Genomic DNA, 20,306 nt, shown 5'->3' with positions numbered 1-20,306 from the left:
TAATTCGGTATGTCAAGACGTTCCGGCTACGACTATGCTCACTTACCGAATTGCCCAACCTGCTGATGCCCGACTTTATTTTGATTGGGCAAACGACCCTGATACCCGTCGGCAGTCGTTCCATTCTGCTCCTATTTCGCTGGAAACGCATACGTCCTGGTTTTCGCGCAAAGTAGTCGACCCAAATGCGTTGCTGCTCGTCTTCACGGATGAAACAAAGCAGCCCGTTGGTCAGGTACGTTTTGAGCGCACACCCGTTGCCGATATGCCCGATGAAATCATCATCGGCCTATCGGTCGATGCCCATTATCGGGGAAAAGGGCTATCCGTTCAACTCATTACGGAAGGGTGTCGCGTGTGCCGGAACCAGTGGGGAGCTGTGACGATTCATGCCTACATCAAACCTGCAAATCAGGCATCGGTGCGGGCCTTCGAACGGGCTGGTTTCAGATTGTCGGGGGAAAGCGGTAAATTTGACGTTTCCAACCTGACCAATCCAGGCGGGGCCGCGTCAGGCCGGGATAAGCCGTGTTTGCTTTACGTAAATAGTCAATGAGTAGTAACCAACCGATTCAGGTTGCCCAATATACCATCAGCCCAGCGCATCGGCCGTTTGTGATTGCCGAGATGTCGGGCAACCACAACCAGTCGCTGGAACGCGCGCTGGAAATTGTCGACGCCGTGGCCGATGCCGGGGCGCACGCGCTCAAACTCCAAACCTACACCCCCGATACTATTACGTTTAACGGGGCATCGGAGGAGTTTTACATTCGCGACACTAAGTCGCTTTGGGCCGACAAAAATCTGTACAAACTCTACGCCGAAGCGTACACGCCCTGGGAATGGCACAAACCTATATTTGACCATGCGCAAAAGCGCGGCATGATTGCGTTCAGCTCGCCCTTCGACACTACTGCTGTTGATTTCTTAGAGTCGCTCGATGTGCCGCTGTATAAGATTGCGTCCTTCGAGAATACGGATCATATTCTGCTTAAGAAAGTGGCTCGTACTGGCAAACCAGTCATTATGAGTACCGGGGTTGCTTCCGTTGCCGACCTTGATGAATCCGTTAAAATTTTGCGGCAAAACGGGTGTAAAGACCTGATCTTACTCAAATGCACCAGCACCTACCCCGCTACGCCCGAAACCACCAATTTACAGACCATTCCACACATGCGGCAATTGTTCGATGTGCCCGTGGGTTTGTCTGATCACACCATGGGCATCGGGGCAGCTGTGGCGGCTGTAGCGTTGGGCGCTGTCGTTTTGGAAAAGCACGTAACGCTGCGCCGGGCCGATGGAGGTGTCGACTCTGCCTTCTCTCTGGAGCCGGACGAGCTGAAAAACCTCGTCATCGAAACCGAACGGGCACATCTGGCAATGGGGCAGGTTAGCTATACGCTTACCCCCAAAGAAGCGAAGAGTTTGCAGTTCAAACGGTCACTATATATCGTGCAACCGATGAAGGCGGGTGAGCGGTTCACCCCCGACAATGTCCGCAGCATACGCCCGGCCAATGGCCTGCACACCCGCTACTACGACGACATCCTTGGCAAAACTGCCACCACCAACATTCCCGCAGGCACAGCACTGACGTGGAATTTAATAAAGAGCGAAAGAGTGAAAGAGTGAAAGCGAGGCACCAACCGAAACGCTCTTTCGCCATTCACTCTTTCGCTCTTTCACTACATGGGTATCATTAAACGGCAAACCATTCAGAGTTCGATTTACGCCTACGCGGGTGTAGCCGTTGGCTTTTTTACGCAAGGGCTCTGGTTTCCGAATTTATTCGAAGGAACCCAGGTGGTGGGGTTGCTAACCCTCTTGATTTCGCTGGCGCAGGTGCTTTCCCAGGCATCGAATCTGGGCGTGAATGGCGCGGGAGGACGATACTTTCCGTTTTTCCGTGACGTTGAAAAACAGCATAACGGGTATTTGCTCATTGCCTGCCTAACGACGCTCATTGGTTTCAGCTTGTGTGTACTGGCCTTGTGGCTGGCGCGTCCCTGGGTCATTGACTGGTACCAGAAAGAGTCGGCCCTGTTTGTCGAATATTATTATCTGCTTATTCCGCTCACCTTCTTTACGGTCTATTTCACCGTTTTTGACAATTACGCCCGGTTGCTCTACGACCCCGTTACGGGAACCCTCTTACAACAGTTCGTTCAGCGCATATTGATCCTCCTGGCGGGTGGCCTGTACTGGCTGGGCTGGGTTACGCTGCCCCAGTTTCTGGGCGTTTGGTTAGTAGCGTTTCTGGTTCCGCTACTACTGATGGTTGTTAGCGTTGCGCGGGATGAGGCTTTATTTTTCAACCGTACGTTTGTGTTCGTCAAAGCGGATTTACGCCGAAACATGATACGTTATGCTGGCTTAACTTTCACCTCGGCCCTTTCGACGCAGATTGTCTGGACGATTGACAAATTCATGATCAACAGCAGACAGGGACTTGGCGACACCGGAATCTATGGCACGGCTTCCTACTTTGCCACAGTTATTGCGATTCCGGCAACGACCTTATATAAAGTTTCCGGTACACTGATTGCCGAATCATGGAAAACGAACGACCTGAAAAACATTGCCAGTATTTACCGAAAGAGCTGTTTAAATCAATTGATTGCGGGCTGTCTGGTTTTCGTCGGCGTGGCTGCTAACCTGCCCAGTGTCTTCCGGTTTTTACCCGCCAGTTACGAAGCAGGTTATTACGTGATTCTGTGGCTTGGCCTGGGTAAACTGATCGACATGGCAACCGGCGTAAATGGCGTTATTCTGAATACGTCCCGCTATTACACCTACGACTCGTTATTTTTTGTCGCCCTCGTTTTCATTACGATTGGGGCCAACCTCTATCTGATTCCTCGTTTTGGTATCAATGGAGCTGCCATAGGGGCCGCACTGGCAACAACGCTGTTTAACCTTGCTCGAACGCTGTTTGTGGGATTTGCTTTTAAGATGCAGCCGTTTACCTGGCGAAACCTCGTTGTCATTTTACTGGGCCTCGCCGTATGGTGGATTGCGGTACAAATTCCTTATCCTGCCAAAAATGCACCGACATGGCGCTTCATTCTCGACATTGGCTGGCGGTCGGCACTGATCACCGGTCTGTTTGGCGGGTCAGTCGTTGCGCTCAGGCTGTCATCGGATATTGATCAGACAGTGGCGGGGTTAAGAAAACGTTATTTAAACTAGTAGTTGGTTTATGGTTTGTAGTTTACGGTTGGCTGACGCATTAGCACATTTTGCGTCAGCCAACCGTAAACTACAAACCATAAACCGGACACCGTAAACCGTCTTCCCATGTGGATCTTTCGCTTTTTATTTACGGAAACAGCCCGGCTCCTGCGCTCAGCGGAAGGCCGCCGGTTGCTGGTTTTAGCCTTGCGCTACGGCAGTAAGCCGCGCAATCAGGCTACGGATGTTACGTTCGGAAAATACCGGTTTCGGGTACCGGATGCGCTGTCGTTTGTCTGGCAGTTCCGGGAAATTTTTGTGGATGAGTTCTACCGGTTCTACACCACCAGCCCCGCTCCCGTCATTTTCGATTGTGGTACGAACATCGGCACGAGCGTCGTGTACTTTCATCAGGCCTACCCCAACGCCCGAATTGTGGCTTTCGAAGCCGATGAGCAAATCAGTGCCATTTTGCAGGATAACCTTCGGAAAAATCAGATTTCGGGTGTCGACGTCGTGACCAAAGCCGTCTGGACAAATGACGAAGGCATCTGGTTTGGCAGTGACCAGGCCGACTCTGCGTCGATTTTCTCGCAAACCGACCGTAAGTTGGTTCCCTCTGTCCGGCTGCGGGATGTTTTACTGCGCGAAACCCGAATCGATATGCTCAAGATGGACATCGAAGGGGCCGAAACAGCGGTGCTCACCGATTGTCGGGATGCGCTGGCCCATGTTCAGAACCTTTTCGTTGAATTCCATGCCTACCTCGACCATCCGCAAACGCTGGCTGAGGTTGTTCAGGTGCTGGAAGCCAGTGGTTTCCGGTATTACATCAACACTAGTCAGTACCGCCATGCACCCCTGGTCAACCATCGTTACAAAGGCAACGACAGCATGGATTTACAATTGAATATCTTTGCGTACAGAAAATAGATTGGTGGTTTGTAGTTTACGGTTTGTGGTTGGCTAACGCGACCCACAACCATCCTATTCCATGGCCTGTGTCCTCACAAGCCACACGAGCGTCAGCAACTGTTTCTATTGGCAGGAGTGGCCTGTGAGGATACCAGGCCATGGAATGGAGGCTAATCACAAACCACAAACCACAAACCAAATGATCGATAAAATACTTTCCCGTCCTGAGTTTCAGACAGAGCCGCCTGTGCTCGTGGATATTGGCGCATCGGGGCAACTGCATGGTCGCTGGAAAGCATTTGCAAAATACGCTGTATGTATTGCATTCGATGCCGACGACCGCGATTTTGGCTATGTAGAAAGTGAATCCGGACACTTTCGGAAGCTTTATACGTTTAATAATATTGTTACCGGACCAACGTCGGACGAGGATGAAAATACCGGTTTAGGACACGCAGACTTCTACCTGACGGTGTCACCGCACTGTTCCAGCCTATTACGCCCCCGGCCCGATCTGATTCAGGAGTATGCCTTCGCGCCCAAATTTGAGCCCACTAAAGTGGTTCAGTTAAAAACGCGGAGCCTTCGATCAACGCTCGATAGCCTGAACATAAAGCAGGTTGACTGGTTCAAAACCGACTCGCAGGGCACCGACCTCCGGCTGTTTCGTAACCTCGGCGAAGCGCGGGCAAAACAGGTGCTCACGGCCGAATTTGAGCCGGGTATTGCGTCGATTTACGATGGCGAGGACAAACTCTATCAGGTACTGCAATTCATGGAGGCAACAGGCAGTCACTGGCTTGCCGAACTGATTCCAAAAGGCTCTCCCCGCATCACACCCGCGTTGTTAGACAGCTTCACCAGCCAGCCATTGGTGAAGAAGTTTGTTTTGTTCTCGTTAAAAAACAGCGCCGTTTGGGGTGAAATGACCTACCTGAACCGCTTCGCTGACGAAACGACGCTCACACAGCGAAATCTGTTGCTGGGCTGGGTTTTTGCGACAACGCTGAAGCAGCACGGGTTTGCATTGATTTTAACGCAGAAAGCAAAAAATATTTCTACAGATCCAATCTTCGCTGAAATGGAAGCCTATTCGCGTCGGCGGATTTGGGGACGTGTGTTTGGGCTGGGCTTCTGGCCCGAAGTTGTCAAAAAGTTCGATAAACTACTAGGGCGGTGAGAGTTACGCACCTAAGCAACTACCACTTATTTGGCGGGGCGGCTGTGGCGGCTAACCGGCTCCACCGAGCCTTGCAAAAACAGGTATGGACAACGCACAGCATCGAGAGTACGATGCTCGTGGGCGTTCCCAATCGACTCGAGAAACATCGACCAGCGCCGGGCGTGCTTTATCTGGCTAATAATTTTCTGGCCGAACAAACGGCCTTTGGACGATTCGTGGCCGAACGATTGTATTTCCTGCCTCACGAACGTGACCCTTCGGTACGATTTCAATTTTCGCCCGCTAAGTTTGGCGCTAATCTCAATTTTCATCCGGCCATTCAACAAGCCGATGTGTTGCATCTGCATTGGATCAATTTCGGCTTTTTGTCGATAGAAGGGTTGCGGTCGCTGTTTGCCTTACAAAAACCCATTGTCTGGACATTACACGACCAGTGGGCCTTTACGGGTGGATGCCATTACTCGCGCGGCTGCGATCACTTCCTGAGTCATTGCCGCAACTGCCCTTATCTGAAAAAGCCCGATGAGCATGATTTATCAGACAAAATTTTTGAGCAGAAAAAGGCACTTTTCCAGAACGCCCATGTGCATTTTACCCCGCCCAGCCATTGGTTAGCCAGCGAAGCACAGCGCAGTGCGTTGCTCCGTACGTTTCCGTTCACGGTCATTCCTTACGCTATCGACCAAATGGCGTTTCGGCCTATGGAGCGCACGGAGGCTAATGCTCAGCTTAACCTGCCGGACACAGATCAACTGACAGCCGTTCGCCCAGCCCGGCTTTTATTCGGCAGTGCTAACGTAACCGATGTTCGTAAAGGCTTCAGGCAATTTGCCGAAGCGCTGGCACTACTCAACCAGCAATACCCGGAGTTGGCCCCAGAAATAATACTGTTTGGCAAGGGCCGTTCTTATTTGTTCAATGAGTTGCCCTATACCATTCGGCACCTTGGCCTGTTAACTGCAGAAGACGATATTGTGGCGGCTTACAACGCAGCCGATGCCATGGTTGTCCCTTCGCTGGAAGACAACCTTCCCAATACGGTCATCGAAGCGCTGGCCTGTGGTACGCCGGTGGTTGGTTTTCGTACGGGTGGCATTCCCGAAATGATCGACCACGGGCAAAATGGCTATCTGGCCGATGTGGGGTCGGCGCAACAGCTGGCTGACGGACTGGCGTTCATTCTAACCCACCCTAGTCCCCAGGAATTGCGTCAAAACGCCCGTCAATCAGCCGAAGCTCGTTTTTCAGAAGACGTCGTCGCCCGGCAACATATAGATTTGTACGATAAATTAATGAGTGAAAGAATGAATGAGTGAAAGAGTGGTTCCTTGTAGCGCTCTTTCACTCATTCATTCTTTCACTCATTCACTTTTATGTCGCCAACCATCTCCATCATCACCATTACCTACAATGCCGAGCGGTTTCTGGAGCGCACGATCAGGAGTGTCGTCGACCAGCAGGCAACGGATATTGAGTATATTGTAATTGATGGAGCCTCTACGGATGGCACGCTAAGCATTATTAAGCAATATCAAACCAGCATTACCCGCTGGCTTTCTGAGCCTGATCAGGGTTTGTATGATGCGATGAACAAAGGGCTCCATCAGGCCACAGGGCAGTATGTCTGGTTTATGAATGCAGGCGATGAAATCCACGACCCGGATGTAGTGTCGAAACTACTGGCGCGGATCAAGGCGACTGAGGCCGATGTGTATTATAGCGATGCGCTTTTTGTTCGGGACGTGGTCGATCAGGTCGCTGTTCATACGGTTCCAGTAGGTTTGCGCAGCCAAGTGACTCCCCATGTTTTGCCCAAAAACCTGACCTGGCGCGATATGGCACTCGGTATGAAAGTATGCCATCAGGCCTTTGTTGTTAAACGGGATCTTGCCCCCGACTATCTGCTTACGAACCTGAGCGCCGATTTAGACTGGGAAATCCGTTGTCTGAAAAAGGCCCAAAAAATAGAGTTTTTGCCTTTTGTCTTATGTAGGTACTTAGTTGGCGGGGTTTCCGTGCAGCAGCACCGCCGGTCGCTCACGGATCGATTCAAGGTCCTTGTCCAGCATTTTGGCCTCCTGACAACGCTACGCAATCACATGATGATTCTGTGGCGGGCAGGACGATTTAAAGTCAATATATAATGTGCAGCAAGGTGACAGCCGAAACACAATAATTGGTCAGGGTTGATAACCGGGCATGTTAAAATAGACGCTAAAGCCAGTTTGTTTTAGCCTTTTTGTGAAATTTGTGCGAAAACAATGGGATAATTCCCAGTTCATTGCCCATAGATTGATAAATGCGGATAAATTTGCGGGGTTTAAAACGATACCCTCGTAACCTTTTGTGAAATTTCCCTAAATAATTGATTTAACCTATGAAACGAGTAGCTGTTTTTACCTCGGGTGGGGATGCACCGGGTATGAACGCCTGTATCCGGGCTGTGGTTCGGGGGGCGGTCTATCACGGGCTGGAAGTTTTCGGTATCCGCCGGGGGTACAGCGGAATGATAAATGGCGACATTTTTCAGATGTCTTCGCACTCGGTCAGTAACATCGTGCAACGCGGAGGTACCATTCTGAAATCGGCCCGCAGCAAAGAATTCATGACCCCCGAAGGTCGTGCCAAAGCATACGATCAACTTAAGAAATTTGACATTGAAGGCTTAGTGGCCATTGGCGGCAATGGTACGTTTACGGGCGCTACTCTCTTTTTCGATGAATACGGTATTCCAACCGTTGGTGCGCCCGGCACCATTGATAATGACCTCTACGGAACTGACCACACGATTGGCTTCGATACAGCCGTTAACACGGCGCTTGAAGCTATTGATAAAATTCGGGATACTGCCGACTCCCACGACCGGATTTTCTTCATTGAAGTAATGGGTCGCGATTCTGGCTACATCGCTATTCAGTCGGGCATTGCTGGTGGTGCCGAAATGGTGATGGTACCTGAAGTTCTTACGCCCATCTCGGAGGTCATTGAAACGCTGAAATCGGGATGGAGTCGCCAGAAATCCTCCTCTATTGTGGTCATTGCAGAAGGTGAAGAAGCAGGAAACGCTACAGAGATTGCCGAAAAAATACGTGCGCAAATTCAGTCTGATATCGATATGCGGGTAACAACCCTGGGGCACATTCAGCGGGGCGGCATACCCACTGCTTACGACCGGATTCTGGCCAGTCGGCTGGGGCTCGGTGCACTGGAAGGCTTGATGAATGGTGAACAAAACGTAATGGCAGGTATTATCAACAACGAATTGGTCTATACGCCGTTCCGCGATACCATTCGGCTTCCCAAACCAATCAGTGAAGATTTACTCAGAATGGTAAAGATTCTGTCCGTTTAACGAATACAAATGGCCCTACAGGGTTTTCAAAAACCTTGTAGGGCTAGATATAGCCTGCCAGTTTATACGTCAGGTAACCTACCAACTCCCGAATCAGGTAATACGAGTCGAAAAAGGCGGATTCGTGCGGCAGCAGCCATTCACCCGGCAGAAATGACCGTTCCCGACTTAAAAAACTACCCGCAAAAGGCGTCACCTGAATGCCCTCTTTCTGAAAGCAGCCTACTGCCCGACGCATGTGCCAGGCCGAGGTGACCAACACGCACTGATTGGTTTTAAAACGCTGTCGAAGCAATTGAGCCGTAAACTGCGCATTCTCATGCGTATTTAGCGACTTACGCTCCAGAACAATGTCGTTTGGATTAACGCCCGCCACTATCAGAAATTGAGCTGTCATTTCTCCTTCATCACTCGCTCGTTTAGCCTGTATGGGCAAATCGCCGTTGCCCCCACTAATTAAGATTTTTTGCACGACCCCTGTTTTATACAGAAACAGGGCCTGACCAGCGCGGTCGATTTCCCGACCCAGTAAAAACCGAGACGGGCCGTATTTCGTGGGTACGGATGCCGGCACCTCTTTCAGGCTGTTTATCAGGCTACCCGTCAGGACAACGGCAATTCGATTCGAGGAATCAGTTGACGCAGCCAGATTCGGTTGAATCGGATATTCCCACCACAACGCCAGTTCATTCATCAAAAACGAATTGCCGAATACCCAGAAGATCGCTAGTCCTAGGCCAATCAGTCGGCGTCGATAATGCACTTTTTTCGTAAAGAAAGCCAGTAACAAGGTGGTTATGAGCCACCCAGCGGGCGTGAGCAGATACGTAATCGTTTTAGAAAAGAAATAAAACATAGACTATAGTGGACATGGCAAGCGTTTTGATAGATGATAACCGTACCAGCAAAATACCGTAAATTTGACGCTATTCTGTTGCGAAGATACGTACCACCCTGTATGAAAAAACTCCTTCTAGCCACCCTGTTTGGGTTCGCGTTACTGCCTCAAGCCTGGGCGCAAGCCACTTCGTCAACGACCAGCGAAGGCTTTAAAATTACCGGTCGCATAAAGGGCCTTAAGGATACAACCTGTGTGTTAGCCCATTACTTTGGATCAGCCCAATACATTACCAAAGACACGGCTCGGGTAGATGGCGCCGGAAACATGGTTTTTGAAGGTAAGAAAACCTTACCCCAAGGCCTCTTCCTTGTCGTAATGCCCAAGAAAGGATACATCGAATTTTTGATGACCGACGATCAGGAGTTTTCCTTTGAAACGGATACGGCCGAGGTAATCAAAAATATGAAAATAACAGGGTCTAAGGAAAACGAGGCATTCTACGGCTATCAGCAGCAGCTCGGTAAACTATCAGAGGAAGCTCAGGCGCTGACCATGCAGAAAAAAGTACGCAATGACGCTGCCTCAGTGGCCATGGTGAATAAGCAATTGAGTGATCTCCAAAAGCAGGCAACTGAGTATCGCACGAAGTTTCTGCAGGATAATCCAGGTACGTTTGCGGTCAAACTGCTCAAAGCAACGGCCGAACCCGATGTACCACCCGCGCCCAAAGCCGCAAACGGTCGGCCCGATTCGATCTGGGTATTCAATTATTTTAAGCAACATTTTTGGGATGATTTCGACTTTTCTGACGAACGATTTGTCAGAACGCCCATCCTGCAACGCAAGATCGAACGGTATATCAAAGAGCTAACCGTGCAGGTACCCGATTCGCTCATTAAAGAAGCAGACTTTTTAGTTAATAAAGCCGTAGCGGGGAAAAACAAGGAAATCAAATACTACACGATTTATTACATTACCAGTCAGTATGAGCAACCTAAAGTGATGGGTACCGACGGCCTGTTTGTGCACATGTTCGAGAAGTACTACAAGACGGGCGTCATGACGGTTTCGGATTCGTCGACCCTGAAAAGTATTGGTGAGCGGGTTGCCACAATGAAACCTAACTTGATTGGAAAGACCCTGGTTTCGCCTGTCATTAGTGACACGCTGCGTCGGCCAATTGCTTTCCAGGCTATCAAAGCGGACTATACGGTTGTCTTTTTTTACTCTCCTACCTGCGGGCACTGCCGCGAGAGCGCACCCAAGCTCAAGAAATTTGTGGACGACTATAAAGGCAAAGGCGTTGAAGTCGTAGCCATTGCCATCGACCAGAATCCGGAAGAGTGGAAGAAATTCATTAAGGAATTTAAACTCGGTAATGCCATCAATGGCTACGATTATTCATTCCGCACCGACTACCGCCATCAATACGATGTCTGGACGACGCCAACGGTATATGTGCTCGATAAGGACAAGAAAATCATTGCCCGTAAACTACCGGCCGAGCAAATTGAAGATTTTATGCTGTTCCATAAACGGCAGCAGGCAACAAAAAAGCCGGTCACGGCCTCAGTTAAAGGAAGTGTGAAAAAGTAAAATGGATCGCACGGGCGTTCCACTCTGGGACGCCCGTGCGATCCGCCTTACTTACCTCATTTTCGTGCGCTTCACCAGGTAAGCCTGTAAAATCTGGTCGAATCCCTGCGCAATATCAGCCTCAATGAAGTCGATTTTATATTGACCGCAGCGCATTTTCAATTCCTGAAAATAGGTCTTAACGGCTTGTTGATAGGTTTCGCGAACTTGCCCTGGCTGAAGTTTCACTTTCTCGCCCGTTTCCAGATCGATAAACTCGTAAGGACGCTCATCGAAAGCGAAATCCTCTTCCGTTCTTTTGTCCGTTACGTGAAACAGCAGCACTTCGTGCAGGTTATGACGCAAGTGCTGGAGGGCCGAAAACAGTGCGTCCGCTTTTTCGCTGTTGTCGAACATATCACTAAAGATGACCACCAGCGAGCGTTTGTTGATCTTCTCCGCCACCTGGTGAATCACATCGGCGGCTGAAGTCTTGCGCAGCGGCTTGGGTTGCTGCATGAGCAAATCCAGCTGAGTGAACAACTTATGCACATGCGAAGGCGTCGACTTCACCTGCGTCTGCAAATCAATCTGGTCGGCAAATGTTGTCAGGCTGACGGCATCTTTTTGGCGTTGAAGCATGTAGGCCAGACAGGCGGATGCCATAACGCTAAACGTCATCTTTCCGTAGTTGGCCTCGGGATAATACATTGACGACGAGGTATCAATCAATAAATGACAGCGCAGGTTTGTTTCCTCTTCATAGCGTTTAACAAACAGCTTTTCTGTTTTCCCAAACACTTTCCAGTCGATATGTCGCGTGGTTTCGCCGGTGTTATAGAGCCGGTGTTCGGCAAACTCTACCGAGAAGCCATGGAAGGGAGATTTGTGGAGCCCTGTAATAAATCCTTCGACCAGCTGACGGGCCAAAAATTCGACGTTTCCGAACGAACGTACCTGGCCAAGATTAAGGGGTTGTTTCATATAAGGGTTTGACGTTTGTAGTTTGACGTTGGCTATTGGTACAATCGGCTATTCCTAGGGCAGCTGACTTCAAACCTCAAACTAATATATAAAACGCAAAAAATGAACCGTTCGACATCTCAGGCAGGAATTGCACAGGGAAATATCGAACGGTTCTGATAATGCAGCCAAACCGACTTACATAACGGGCTCCAGCATTGGCTGAAACGCAATCGGTGTTGTAAAAGCAGAGGGTGACATAGCAATAGCCTGGCCTTTGCCAACAACTCGGAGCGATACATTAGCGATTCCTTTAGAAACCATGCCAAGTGCATGCGCTGCGGCAAGGGTAAGATCGATGACCCGGCCTTTGGCAAAAGGCCCCCGATCATTGATTCGTACAATTACGGATCGTTGGTTGTCGAGGTTCGTAACCTCTACCAACGTGTTCAGGGGCAGGTGAAGGTGGGCCCCTTCAAGGGATTCTGAGCTAACGCGCTCGCCATATGCGGTCTTGCGACCATTGAACTTCTTGGAATAAAAAGACGCTTTGCCTTTCTGTATGAGGCTCGGGAGAGCCTCCGCCGGGTTTATGTTGCTAAAGAACAACATAAGGGACATGATTAAACTCATACAGCTCTTGGTTACGTGAAAAAAATAGGCGCAAGGCATGTCTAAAAATTTTCTACATACCGTTCGCCCCCAAAAAGTGCAATTCCTGTAAAACAAAGATAGCTTACACAGGCTTTATAACCAAGCCTTTAGCCAAAAAACTGTGGAATGGCCTCCACAAACCTACCCGTTTTTGAGGTCAAATAGCCCCAAAATATATTTAAGAACATTTTTTTTGTTCTATCCTGATTGAACGTACTTTAGCGCCTGTGAACTGACTAAACCGACAATATTGTGGACGAAAAAGACCGGGAGAAAATTTATTCAAAGCGGGTTCGGGCGGGTAAACGAACGTATTTTTTTGACGTTAAGTCAACCCGCACCAACGACTATTATTTGACTATTACCGAAAGCCGCCGACACCCACAGGGCGAAGGATTTGTGTACGAAAAACATAAGATGTTTCTCTACAAAGAAGATTTCGATAAGTTCGTTGAAGCCCTGCAGGAAACAGTCGACCACGTCAAAACCGAACTTATGCCCGACGTTGACTTTTCACAATTCGTTCAGCGCGAACGGGACGAACAGGATGATTTCGCCAGCGAATTGAAGTGGGAATAAATTAAATCAATGCCTACCGGATGACCGCGAGCGATTCCCTTACCGTTTACGAATGAACTAGACTTTACTCCTGGCTTTTTTACTCAACAATCCCGATTCTTTACCTACCGTGCCTTTAGCCCTCGGCCTATGCCGAAGGCTTTTTTTGTGGTCCGCCGTTGCGGTTGTACTTTTGTAAAAACTAATGATTGACTGTTGACTGGTTGAATGATCGAATAGTTTGTTGATAGCACTTATTCAATCACTCAACCACTCAATCATTCACAATTATTTATGGGACTTCAATGTGGAATCGTGGGTTTGCCTAATGTAGGGAAATCAACGCTGTTTAATGCAATTTCGAGCGGGAAGGCCGAAGCTGCCAATTACCCGTTCTGTACTATAGAACCCAACGTGGGCGTCGTGACGGTACCCGATGAACGCCTGGATACCCTCGAAGGGCTAGTAAAACCCCAGCGCGTCGTGCCAACCATTATTGAGTTTGTTGACATTGCCGGGTTGGTGAAAGGAGCCAGCCAGGGCGCCGGGCTGGGCAATAAGTTTTTGGCCAATATCCGCGAAGTCGATGCCATCGTGCACGTTGTCCGGTGTTTTGAGGATGACAATATCGTACACGTCGAAGGAAAAGTTGACCCTGTGTCCGATAAGGAAATCATTGACGCCGAGCTGCAATTGAAAGATTTGGATTCGGTCGACAAAAAGATTCAACGCATCGACAAAGCTGCTCGTGTGGGCGACGCCAAGGCAAAAGCCGAACTGGAAATCCTGAAACTTTACAAAACGGCTCTCGAAGCGGGTAAAAGTGCCCGTACGGTTCAGATTTCGCCCGAAGAAGCCGAAGCCGCTATTGGCGATATCTCGTTGATGACGGTAAAACCCGTTATTTATGTAGCCAACGTTGATGAAGGATCGCTGCCCAATGGAAATAAGTATTCCGATGCGCTTCGGGAAGCCGTCAAAGATGAAGGCGCTGAAGTTATCGTGATCAGCGCGGGCATTGAAGCGCAGATTGCCGAAATGGAAGATCCGGAAGAGCGTGAGCTTTTCCTGGGTGAATATGGCCTGACCGAATCCGGCTTGAGTAAGTTGATCAAAGCTTCGTATAAATTGCTGGGCTTGATCACCTACTTTACGGCGGGGGTCAAAGAAGTTCGCGCCTGGACAATTCACCGGGGCTGGAAAGCCCCGCAGGCAGCTGGCGTTATCCACTCCGATTTTGAACGGAAATTCATTCGGGCACAGGTTATGAAACTGCCCGACTTCGCGCAGTTCAAAACCGAAGCGGGTGTTCGTGAGGCTGGTAAGTTAGCCGTAGAAGGCAAAGAATATGTGGTGCAGGACGGCGACATTATGGAATTCCTGCATAGCGCCTAACCATAAGGCGGTGGTGCGGCATTCCGACATCCTGTTGGAATGCCGCACCACCGCCTTATTTTCGTTTGTTCACGCCCACACGACGATAAGCAATCAGTTGATCGGCGCGGGAAGCGGGCGGGCGATGATAAACAAATACTTCGTAATCATTTTCGGTGGATGAGAAGCTTCCTTCAATGAAGTTCTCATCCACTTTTGGTTGCGGCCCGGTTGTGGCAACAATGTAATCGTAATTGTAAACACCTTGCTTTAACATCATCGTAGCGCGGTAAGCACCCAACAACGGGTCATACGCCATGCGGTTGCGATCTGTGAGTTGCCAGAAGTTGAATGCTCCATTGACATACACATCGAACCCTGAGATTTCCGGCGTTTTGAGCGTAAAAACCGTTTCAATGTAATCGGCATTTGTGGCACCATTGCCTGTTTCCCGATGATCAATCACGAACTGGCCGTTGAAGTCGTCACTTTGAATATAAACACCCCGATTGCGCGGCTGGTCGACCTGCACATAAGCAATATTCCGGTCGGCGGGACGGTCGATGCGGTCAATGTAATTGGCACGGGAAAGGACAGTTCGGGTGTCGAAAAACCGAAACTCGTTGCCACCCGGCATGGTATTACTTTGATCGATCAATCGGTATTCCAGAACCTGTTCAAATGCCAGCACATTGGTTGGCCGGAGTCCCCGAATCTCCCGGTCGTCGCGGTAGTTCTGACGGATAACCACTTTAAAGTCGTCCTGGGGTGAGATAACCTGATACCCCTTATAATTTAGGGTCATATCGAGTTGCTGATCGCTGAACTGACGGGCCGGATTGGTCGAAAAACGAACATCGGCCGCTACCGTTACCCGGTTCTGGTAGGTACAAAACCGGCGTGTAAACAGGATATTGTTTCGGTTACGCTCATCATAGACGACCAGCACATAATTACCAGGCAGCTTCACCCGCGGCAGGGTAAACCGATAGTGATAATACGGAATTTTGGTGTTGATCGAAATCTGGTAATCGGTGATCGGGTTATCGTTGTATTCGTAGGTAAACTCAATATCGTTCAGAATCGACCGCTGCCAATCGGCGTTACAATGAACCAGACGAGCCCGAAATGAACGGTAGTTGGCCGTCAGGTCATCGAATTCAAGTTGCAGAGAAACGGCCTCATCGAGCGAAATGACCGGCGGATTGAGCGTCAAAGCGGGATCCAGCTGGTTGGCGCTGACCTGCGGAAACAGGAGCACGGTCTCAATCTTAGGGTCATAGATATGGTCGATGGTTTGAAGTTGCTGCGCCTGTAAAGGCAAGGCCAGCATCAGGCAGAACAAAACCATAAAAATTCTGAAGGAATTACGCATCAATCTGTTTTTATTGTACTCCATTAATAATTGAACGCCATGACGCTGTCAGGATTATACAACCGTATCAACATTCGTTGCCACCAACTGTTGATAACGTCAGCAAAATGACAAAAGCTCGTCGTTTACTCAACCAAGGATATGTATGGTCAATTATAATCCCAAAGACTGGTTTCGGTTTATTATCACCTTCAACCGGGCCGATACGGTTCGCAAGCTATTACCGGTTTTGGTCGCAGTTGGCGTCTATTCGTTTATTGTCGTCTACATTATTGAGTTAATGGGATTAAGCGACAACGTCCACCTGAAGAACTTCTCGCTCATGCACACCCTGCTGAGCTTCGTTATTTCGATGCTGCTGGTATTCCGTACCAACACGGCCTACGACCGCTGGTGGGAAGGTCGAAAACTATGGGGCTCTCTGGTGAATAACAGCCGCAATATGGCGCTCAAAATGGATCAGTTGCTGGAGCCTTCGCAGACCGAAGCCCGCCAGTTTTTCCGGGCCATGATTCCGAATTTTGCTTATTCGCTGAAAAATCATCTGCGTCAACACTCTATTGAGCACGAGTTCACAGCCAGTACGTCGTTTGGTATCCACAACCTGCGCCTGAGTGAGCATGTTCCTCAACAAATTGCGCTGTCGATTTTTGGTAAGATGAACGACTTGCAACGACAGGGAATCCTGTTGCCCGAACACCTGCTGTTGCTGAATTTAGAAATTCAATCGCTGATGGACGTTTGTGGCGCCTGCGAACGGATCAAAAACACGCCCATTCCGTTTTCGTATAGCTCGTTTATCAAGAAGTTCATTTTTATCTATTGCCTTACCCTACCCCTCGGCTACGTATCGAACCTCCACTTTCTGGTCGTGCCGCTTGTGGTCTTTGTTTTTTATGTACTCGCCAGCCTGGAAATTATTGCCGAAGAGATCGAAAACCCTTTTGGCACCGACGATAATGACCTTCCGCTGGACACGATCTGCAAGGGCATTCATAAGACCGTTACGCAGACATTTGACCATACCGAACAGTTGGCCCAGGCTGAACAACTGAGCGAAAACCCGAAAGGATTTTCATACGAGAAATAGGAAACCCAGCACGTATTTAGTCAAAAAGACCCAGTTGACCGGCAGGCCTGAACAACGTTGTATTTAACTCAGCGGGTTGGCGTCCAGCCAAATACTTCTGGCAGGCAATTCGGTGTAATTGCGCGATATGCCGGGCGTATGGACCCTCGCCCGACATGCGGGTGCTAAACCGCGAATCATTCAATTGTCCGCCATGACAATCGGCAATCTGATTCAGGACTCGCTCGGCTCGGTCGGGGAAGGTCTGCCGAAGCCAGTCGGTGAATAAAGGGCCAAGCGCCCCATTTAACCGGACCACCGTATAAGCAGCCCAAGAGGCCCCCTGCCCGGCAGCCTGCTCAATCAACTTTGGTATCTCGTGATCGTTCAAACTGGGAATAATGGGGGCCGTCATCACGCCAACCGGTACACCCACCTGATGTAGCATACCCATCGTTTTTAAGCGTTGTGTGCCGGTAACGGTACGGGGCTCCATAAGCAACCGAAGGGATTCGCTGAGCGTAGTGATCGAGATGGCAACGCTAACCAGATTGAGTGCAGCCAGCGGCTTCAGAATGTCCAGATCGCGGAGGATCAGCGCGTTTTTGGTGATAATCGACACCGGATTTCGATAACGCAGGCACAACGCAAGCAGTTGCCGGGTAAGTTGATAGGTTCGTTCGGCGGGTTGGTAACAATCGGTATTCCCCGAAAAATGAATGACGGCCGGCTTATACGAGCGCGCCTGAAATTGCTTTTCGAGCAGGGCTGGCGCATTCTTCTTAACCATTATTTTACTCTCGAAATCCAGCCCGGCCGAAAACCCCCAGTATTCGTGCGAAGGACGGGCATAACAGTAAATACAGCCGTGTTCGCATCCCTGATATGGGTTGATGGAGGCTGAGAAACCAATGTCGGGACTCGTAGATCGACTGATTATTTGTTTGGGTGTTCCCTCAAAAAACTGAGTCTTTACTGACGGCTCAGGGAAATCATCGTCATACGACGCGCTCAGGTTATCTGGCTCGTATTGATGCGTCGAGAATGAATTGGCTGAATTAAACTGCGCGCCCCGCCCTTTTTTGTAGTCTGCCATAGATGTACAAATAAAACATAATTATATTTTACTTGTACGATAAAATGAGTTTACGGTTTGTGGTTTACGACGGACCGCCGTGCTACGGTCCGTCGTAAACCACAAACCGTAAACTCATTCTCTTACGCTAATTTCTTCTCCCACTCTTCAGCTTCGAGCATGGCGTTTTCCCATTCGTCCTGCAGTTGATTGATCTGGGCCATTACGTGTCTGTACTCATCGTTTTTGGCCTGCATCAGTTTATCGTCGCCATAGGTCGCCGGATCAGCCAGTTCAACCTCGAGTTTCTTCTTACGGCTTTCCAACTGACCGATTTTTGTTTCGGCTTCTTCAGCTTGGCGGGTCAGACTTTTATGTGTTTTCTGCCACTCCCTACGCTCCTCCTCCGATGCCCGGCCATTGGTTGCTTTCTGGCCATTGCCGTTCAACGAATGGCCATTGGTAGCGGGTGTCGGACTAGCCACATGCTGGGTCTTTGGATTTTCAACAGGCTGTTTACCGGTGCCAATACCCTGTGCTTTGCGTTCTTCCTGCCACCATTCGTATTCATCGTACGTGCCAGGATACTCTTTAATCTGCTCGTCTTCGATGTACCAGATTTTGTTGGCAATCTGCGAGACGAAATACCGGTCGTGAGAAACAACCACATACGTGCCTTCGTACTGTTGCAGCGCCTGAATCAGGATATTCACTGACTGCATGTCGAGGTGGTTGGTCGGTTCGTCCAACAGCAGAAAATTTGCCTGGGAAAGCAGCACCTTGGCCAGTGCTACCCGCGATTTTTCACCCCCCGACAGCACTTTAATTTTCTTAAACACATCGTCACCCGAAAATAAGAAGCACCCAAGTACACCGCGCAGTTCTCCATCCGACTTTGTTGGATTAGCCTGTTTCAGTTCTTCCAGCATCGAATCTTCTACCCGAAGCGACTCGAGCTGGTGCTGGGCGTAGAAGCTAAATGAGACGTTATACCCCAGGGCGCGTTCGCCATCGATGGGCTCGGAGCCCGAAATGATACGCAACAGCGTCGACTTTCCGCGTCCATTGGCCCCAATAAGGGCTACTTTATCGCCCCGTTCAAGCCGGGCCGTGGAGTTGGTCAGAATTCGCTTCTCGCCGTAGGCTTTTGAAATATTATCTAAATGCAGAATGTGGCGACCGGGCTGCTGCGAGAAGTTAAATTTAAAATTAACCCGCGCGCTGCTGTCGATCACATCATCGACGAGTTCCATCCGTTCAAGCTGCTTCACGCGGCTCTGGGCTTGCTTAGCCTTGGAAGCCTTTGCCTTAAAGCGTTCGATGAAGCGTTCTGTTTGCCGGATTTTAGCCTGTTGGTTTTCAAAAGCTCCCTTCTGAATTTCGTTACGCAGTGCTTTTTCCTCCATGTAATACGAGTAATCACCGGCGTAATAATTCAGCTTACCGCCCGACACTTCAACAATGGTATCGACCACGTTATCAACGAATTCCCGGTCGTGGGAAACGACAATAACAGACCCTTCGTAGTTCTGAACGTATTTTTCAACCCACTGAATAGACGGTAAATCCAGGTGGTTGGTTGGCTCATCAAGCATCAGCAAAGATGGCTTTTCCAGCAATAGCTTGGCCAGCATCACCCGCATCCGCCACCCCCCGGAGAACAACTTGAGTGGTTTACTCAAATCGTCTGTTGAGAAGCCAAGACCTTCCAGAATTTCTTCGGCTCTGGACTGGATCGTATAGCCATCAAGCGCATCGAATTCTTCCTGTGCCTTTCCTAATTTATCGACCAGATCATCCGTATAATCCGTCTCCATTTTGTGGAGCAGTTCCTCAATCTTGATTTGCAGTTCGTTTTGCCGGGCAAAGGCCTGCATGGCTACGGAGAGAATGGAATCATCGGTCTGGTAGGATAGCAAATCCTGATTCAGGAAGCCGATCGACACATCGCCCGCTTTGGAAATGATGCCTCCATCGGGCTGATACTCACCATTGATAATACGGAGTAGCGTTGATTTGCCCGTACCATTGAGGCCGATGAGGCCGATTTTCTGGTTTGGCTTAATATGTAGCGAGGCATTTTCGTATAAAGCCCGGCTACCGAGGTAGTACGATAGGTTCGTAATGGAAATCATGGGTGCAAATTTACCAAAAATAGAACGGATACTTGCGTTCTTAAATTCCACTCTATTATATTTGCA

At 49.5% G+C, this 20,306-nt stretch carries 18 protein-coding genes; 12 read left to right on the top strand and 6 right to left on the bottom strand.

Annotated elements, in window-relative coordinates; translation table 11 throughout:
• The first annotated feature begins 34 nt into the window (after positions 1–34).
• From SD10_RS02500 to pfkA, 8 genes are all read left to right on the top strand, one after another.
• Positions 35–556, top strand: a complete 522-nt coding sequence (locus SD10_RS02500; RefSeq protein ID WP_046375536.1) for a GNAT family N-acetyltransferase — start codon at positions 35–37, stop codon at positions 554–556.
• A complete protein-coding gene (gene pseI / locus SD10_RS02495) occupies positions 553–1,632 on the top strand; it encodes a pseudaminic acid synthase (RefSeq protein ID WP_046375535.1) in 1,080 nt (359 codons plus the stop codon). Before SD10_RS02500 ends, pseI begins: the two co-directional genes overlap by 4 nt.
• Before the next feature lie 57 nt (positions 1,633–1,689).
• The gene (locus SD10_RS02490) at positions 1,690–3,189 is read left to right on the top strand and encodes a lipopolysaccharide biosynthesis protein (RefSeq protein WP_046375534.1); all 1,500 of its coding nucleotides are present in this window, start codon (positions 1,690–1,692) and stop codon (positions 3,187–3,189) included.
• A 108-nt stretch (positions 3,190–3,297) separates the two neighbouring features.
• Positions 3,298–4,104 carry an FkbM family methyltransferase gene (locus SD10_RS02485; protein ID WP_046375533.1) on the top strand — a complete coding sequence of 269 codons (807 nt, stop codon included), beginning with the start codon at positions 3,298–3,300 and terminating at the stop codon, positions 4,102–4,104.
• Between the two features lie 181 nt (positions 4,105–4,285).
• Complete coding sequence (locus SD10_RS02480) at positions 4,286–5,266, top strand: hypothetical protein (RefSeq protein ID WP_046375532.1); 981 nt, start codon at positions 4,286–4,288, stop codon at positions 5,264–5,266.
• Positions 5,263–6,585 carry a glycosyltransferase family 4 protein gene (locus tag SD10_RS02475; protein WP_046375531.1) on the top strand — a complete coding sequence of 441 codons (1,323 nt, stop codon included), beginning with the start codon at positions 5,263–5,265 and terminating at the stop codon, positions 6,583–6,585. Before SD10_RS02480 ends, SD10_RS02475 begins: the two co-directional genes overlap by 4 nt.
• Positions 6,586–6,642: 57 nt before the next feature.
• Positions 6,643–7,413, top strand: a complete 771-nt coding sequence (locus tag SD10_RS02470) for a glycosyltransferase family 2 protein (RefSeq protein ID WP_046375530.1) — start codon at positions 6,643–6,645, stop codon at positions 7,411–7,413.
• A 233-nt stretch (positions 7,414–7,646) separates the two neighbouring features.
• Positions 7,647–8,621: a 6-phosphofructokinase gene (pfkA, locus tag SD10_RS02465; RefSeq protein WP_046375529.1), complete on the top strand. Its 975-nt coding sequence runs from the start codon at positions 7,647–7,649 to the stop codon at positions 8,619–8,621.
• Between the two features lie 43 nt (positions 8,622–8,664).
• Here pfkA and SD10_RS02460 read toward each other — a convergent pair whose 3' ends face one another.
• Positions 8,665–9,477, bottom strand: coding sequence for a YdcF family protein (locus tag SD10_RS02460; protein ID WP_046375528.1), 813 nt, complete (start codon positions 9,475–9,477; stop codon positions 8,665–8,667).
• A 102-nt stretch (positions 9,478–9,579) separates the two neighbouring features.
• Between SD10_RS02460 and SD10_RS02455 the strand changes: the two genes are divergently transcribed.
• Positions 9,580–11,058, top strand: coding sequence for a TlpA family protein disulfide reductase (locus tag SD10_RS02455; RefSeq protein WP_046578960.1), 1,479 nt, complete (start codon positions 9,580–9,582; stop codon positions 11,056–11,058).
• Positions 11,059–11,109: 51 nt separating this feature from the next.
• Here SD10_RS02455 and SD10_RS02450 read toward each other — a convergent pair whose 3' ends face one another.
• Together SD10_RS02450 and SD10_RS02445 are read right to left on the bottom strand one after the other, a co-directional pair.
• Entirely contained in the window at positions 11,110–12,021 is a 912-nt protein-coding gene (locus SD10_RS02450; RefSeq protein ID WP_046375527.1) for a DUF58 domain-containing protein, read from the bottom strand.
• A gap of 177 nt (positions 12,022–12,198) precedes the next feature.
• A complete protein-coding gene (locus tag SD10_RS02445) occupies positions 12,199–12,633 on the bottom strand; it encodes a septal ring lytic transglycosylase RlpA family protein (RefSeq protein ID WP_046375526.1) in 435 nt (144 codons plus the stop codon).
• A 273-nt stretch (positions 12,634–12,906) separates the two neighbouring features.
• Between SD10_RS02445 and SD10_RS02440 the strand changes: the two genes are divergently transcribed.
• Complete coding sequence (locus SD10_RS02440) at positions 12,907–13,233, top strand: DUF3276 family protein (protein ID WP_046375525.1); 327 nt, start codon at positions 12,907–12,909, stop codon at positions 13,231–13,233.
• Positions 13,234–13,506: 273 nt separating this feature from the next.
• On the top strand, positions 13,507–14,607 hold the full coding sequence (gene ychF / locus SD10_RS02435; protein ID WP_046375524.1) for a redox-regulated ATPase YchF: 1,101 nt from the start codon (positions 13,507–13,509) through the stop codon (positions 14,605–14,607).
• Between the two features lie 55 nt (positions 14,608–14,662).
• Here ychF and SD10_RS02430 read toward each other — a convergent pair whose 3' ends face one another.
• Complete coding sequence (locus SD10_RS02430; protein WP_227699123.1) at positions 14,663–15,937, bottom strand: type IX secretion system plug protein; 1,275 nt, start codon at positions 15,935–15,937, stop codon at positions 14,663–14,665.
• Between the two features lie 169 nt (positions 15,938–16,106).
• Between SD10_RS02430 and SD10_RS02425 the strand changes: the two genes are divergently transcribed.
• Complete coding sequence (locus tag SD10_RS02425; RefSeq protein ID WP_046375522.1) at positions 16,107–17,051, top strand: bestrophin family protein; 945 nt, start codon at positions 16,107–16,109, stop codon at positions 17,049–17,051.
• 16 nt (positions 17,052–17,067) lie between these two features.
• Here the strand turns inward: SD10_RS02425 and SD10_RS02420 are convergent, their stop codons facing one another.
• Both SD10_RS02420 and SD10_RS02415 read right to left on the bottom strand, forming a co-directional pair.
• A complete protein-coding gene (locus SD10_RS02420; protein WP_046375521.1) occupies positions 17,068–18,126 on the bottom strand; it encodes a PA0069 family radical SAM protein in 1,059 nt (352 codons plus the stop codon).
• A 122-nt stretch (positions 18,127–18,248) separates the two neighbouring features.
• Positions 18,249–20,240, bottom strand: coding sequence for an ABC-F family ATP-binding cassette domain-containing protein (locus SD10_RS02415; protein WP_046578957.1), 1,992 nt, complete (start codon positions 20,238–20,240; stop codon positions 18,249–18,251).
• Between the last annotated feature and the right edge of the window lie 66 nt (positions 20,241–20,306).

The sequence above is a fragment of the Spirosoma radiotolerans genome (assembly GCF_000974425.1).
GTDB classification, from domain to species: domain Bacteria; phylum Bacteroidota; class Bacteroidia; order Cytophagales; family Spirosomataceae; genus Spirosoma; species Spirosoma radiotolerans.
This window is presented reverse-complemented; position numbering and strand designations above follow the sequence as displayed.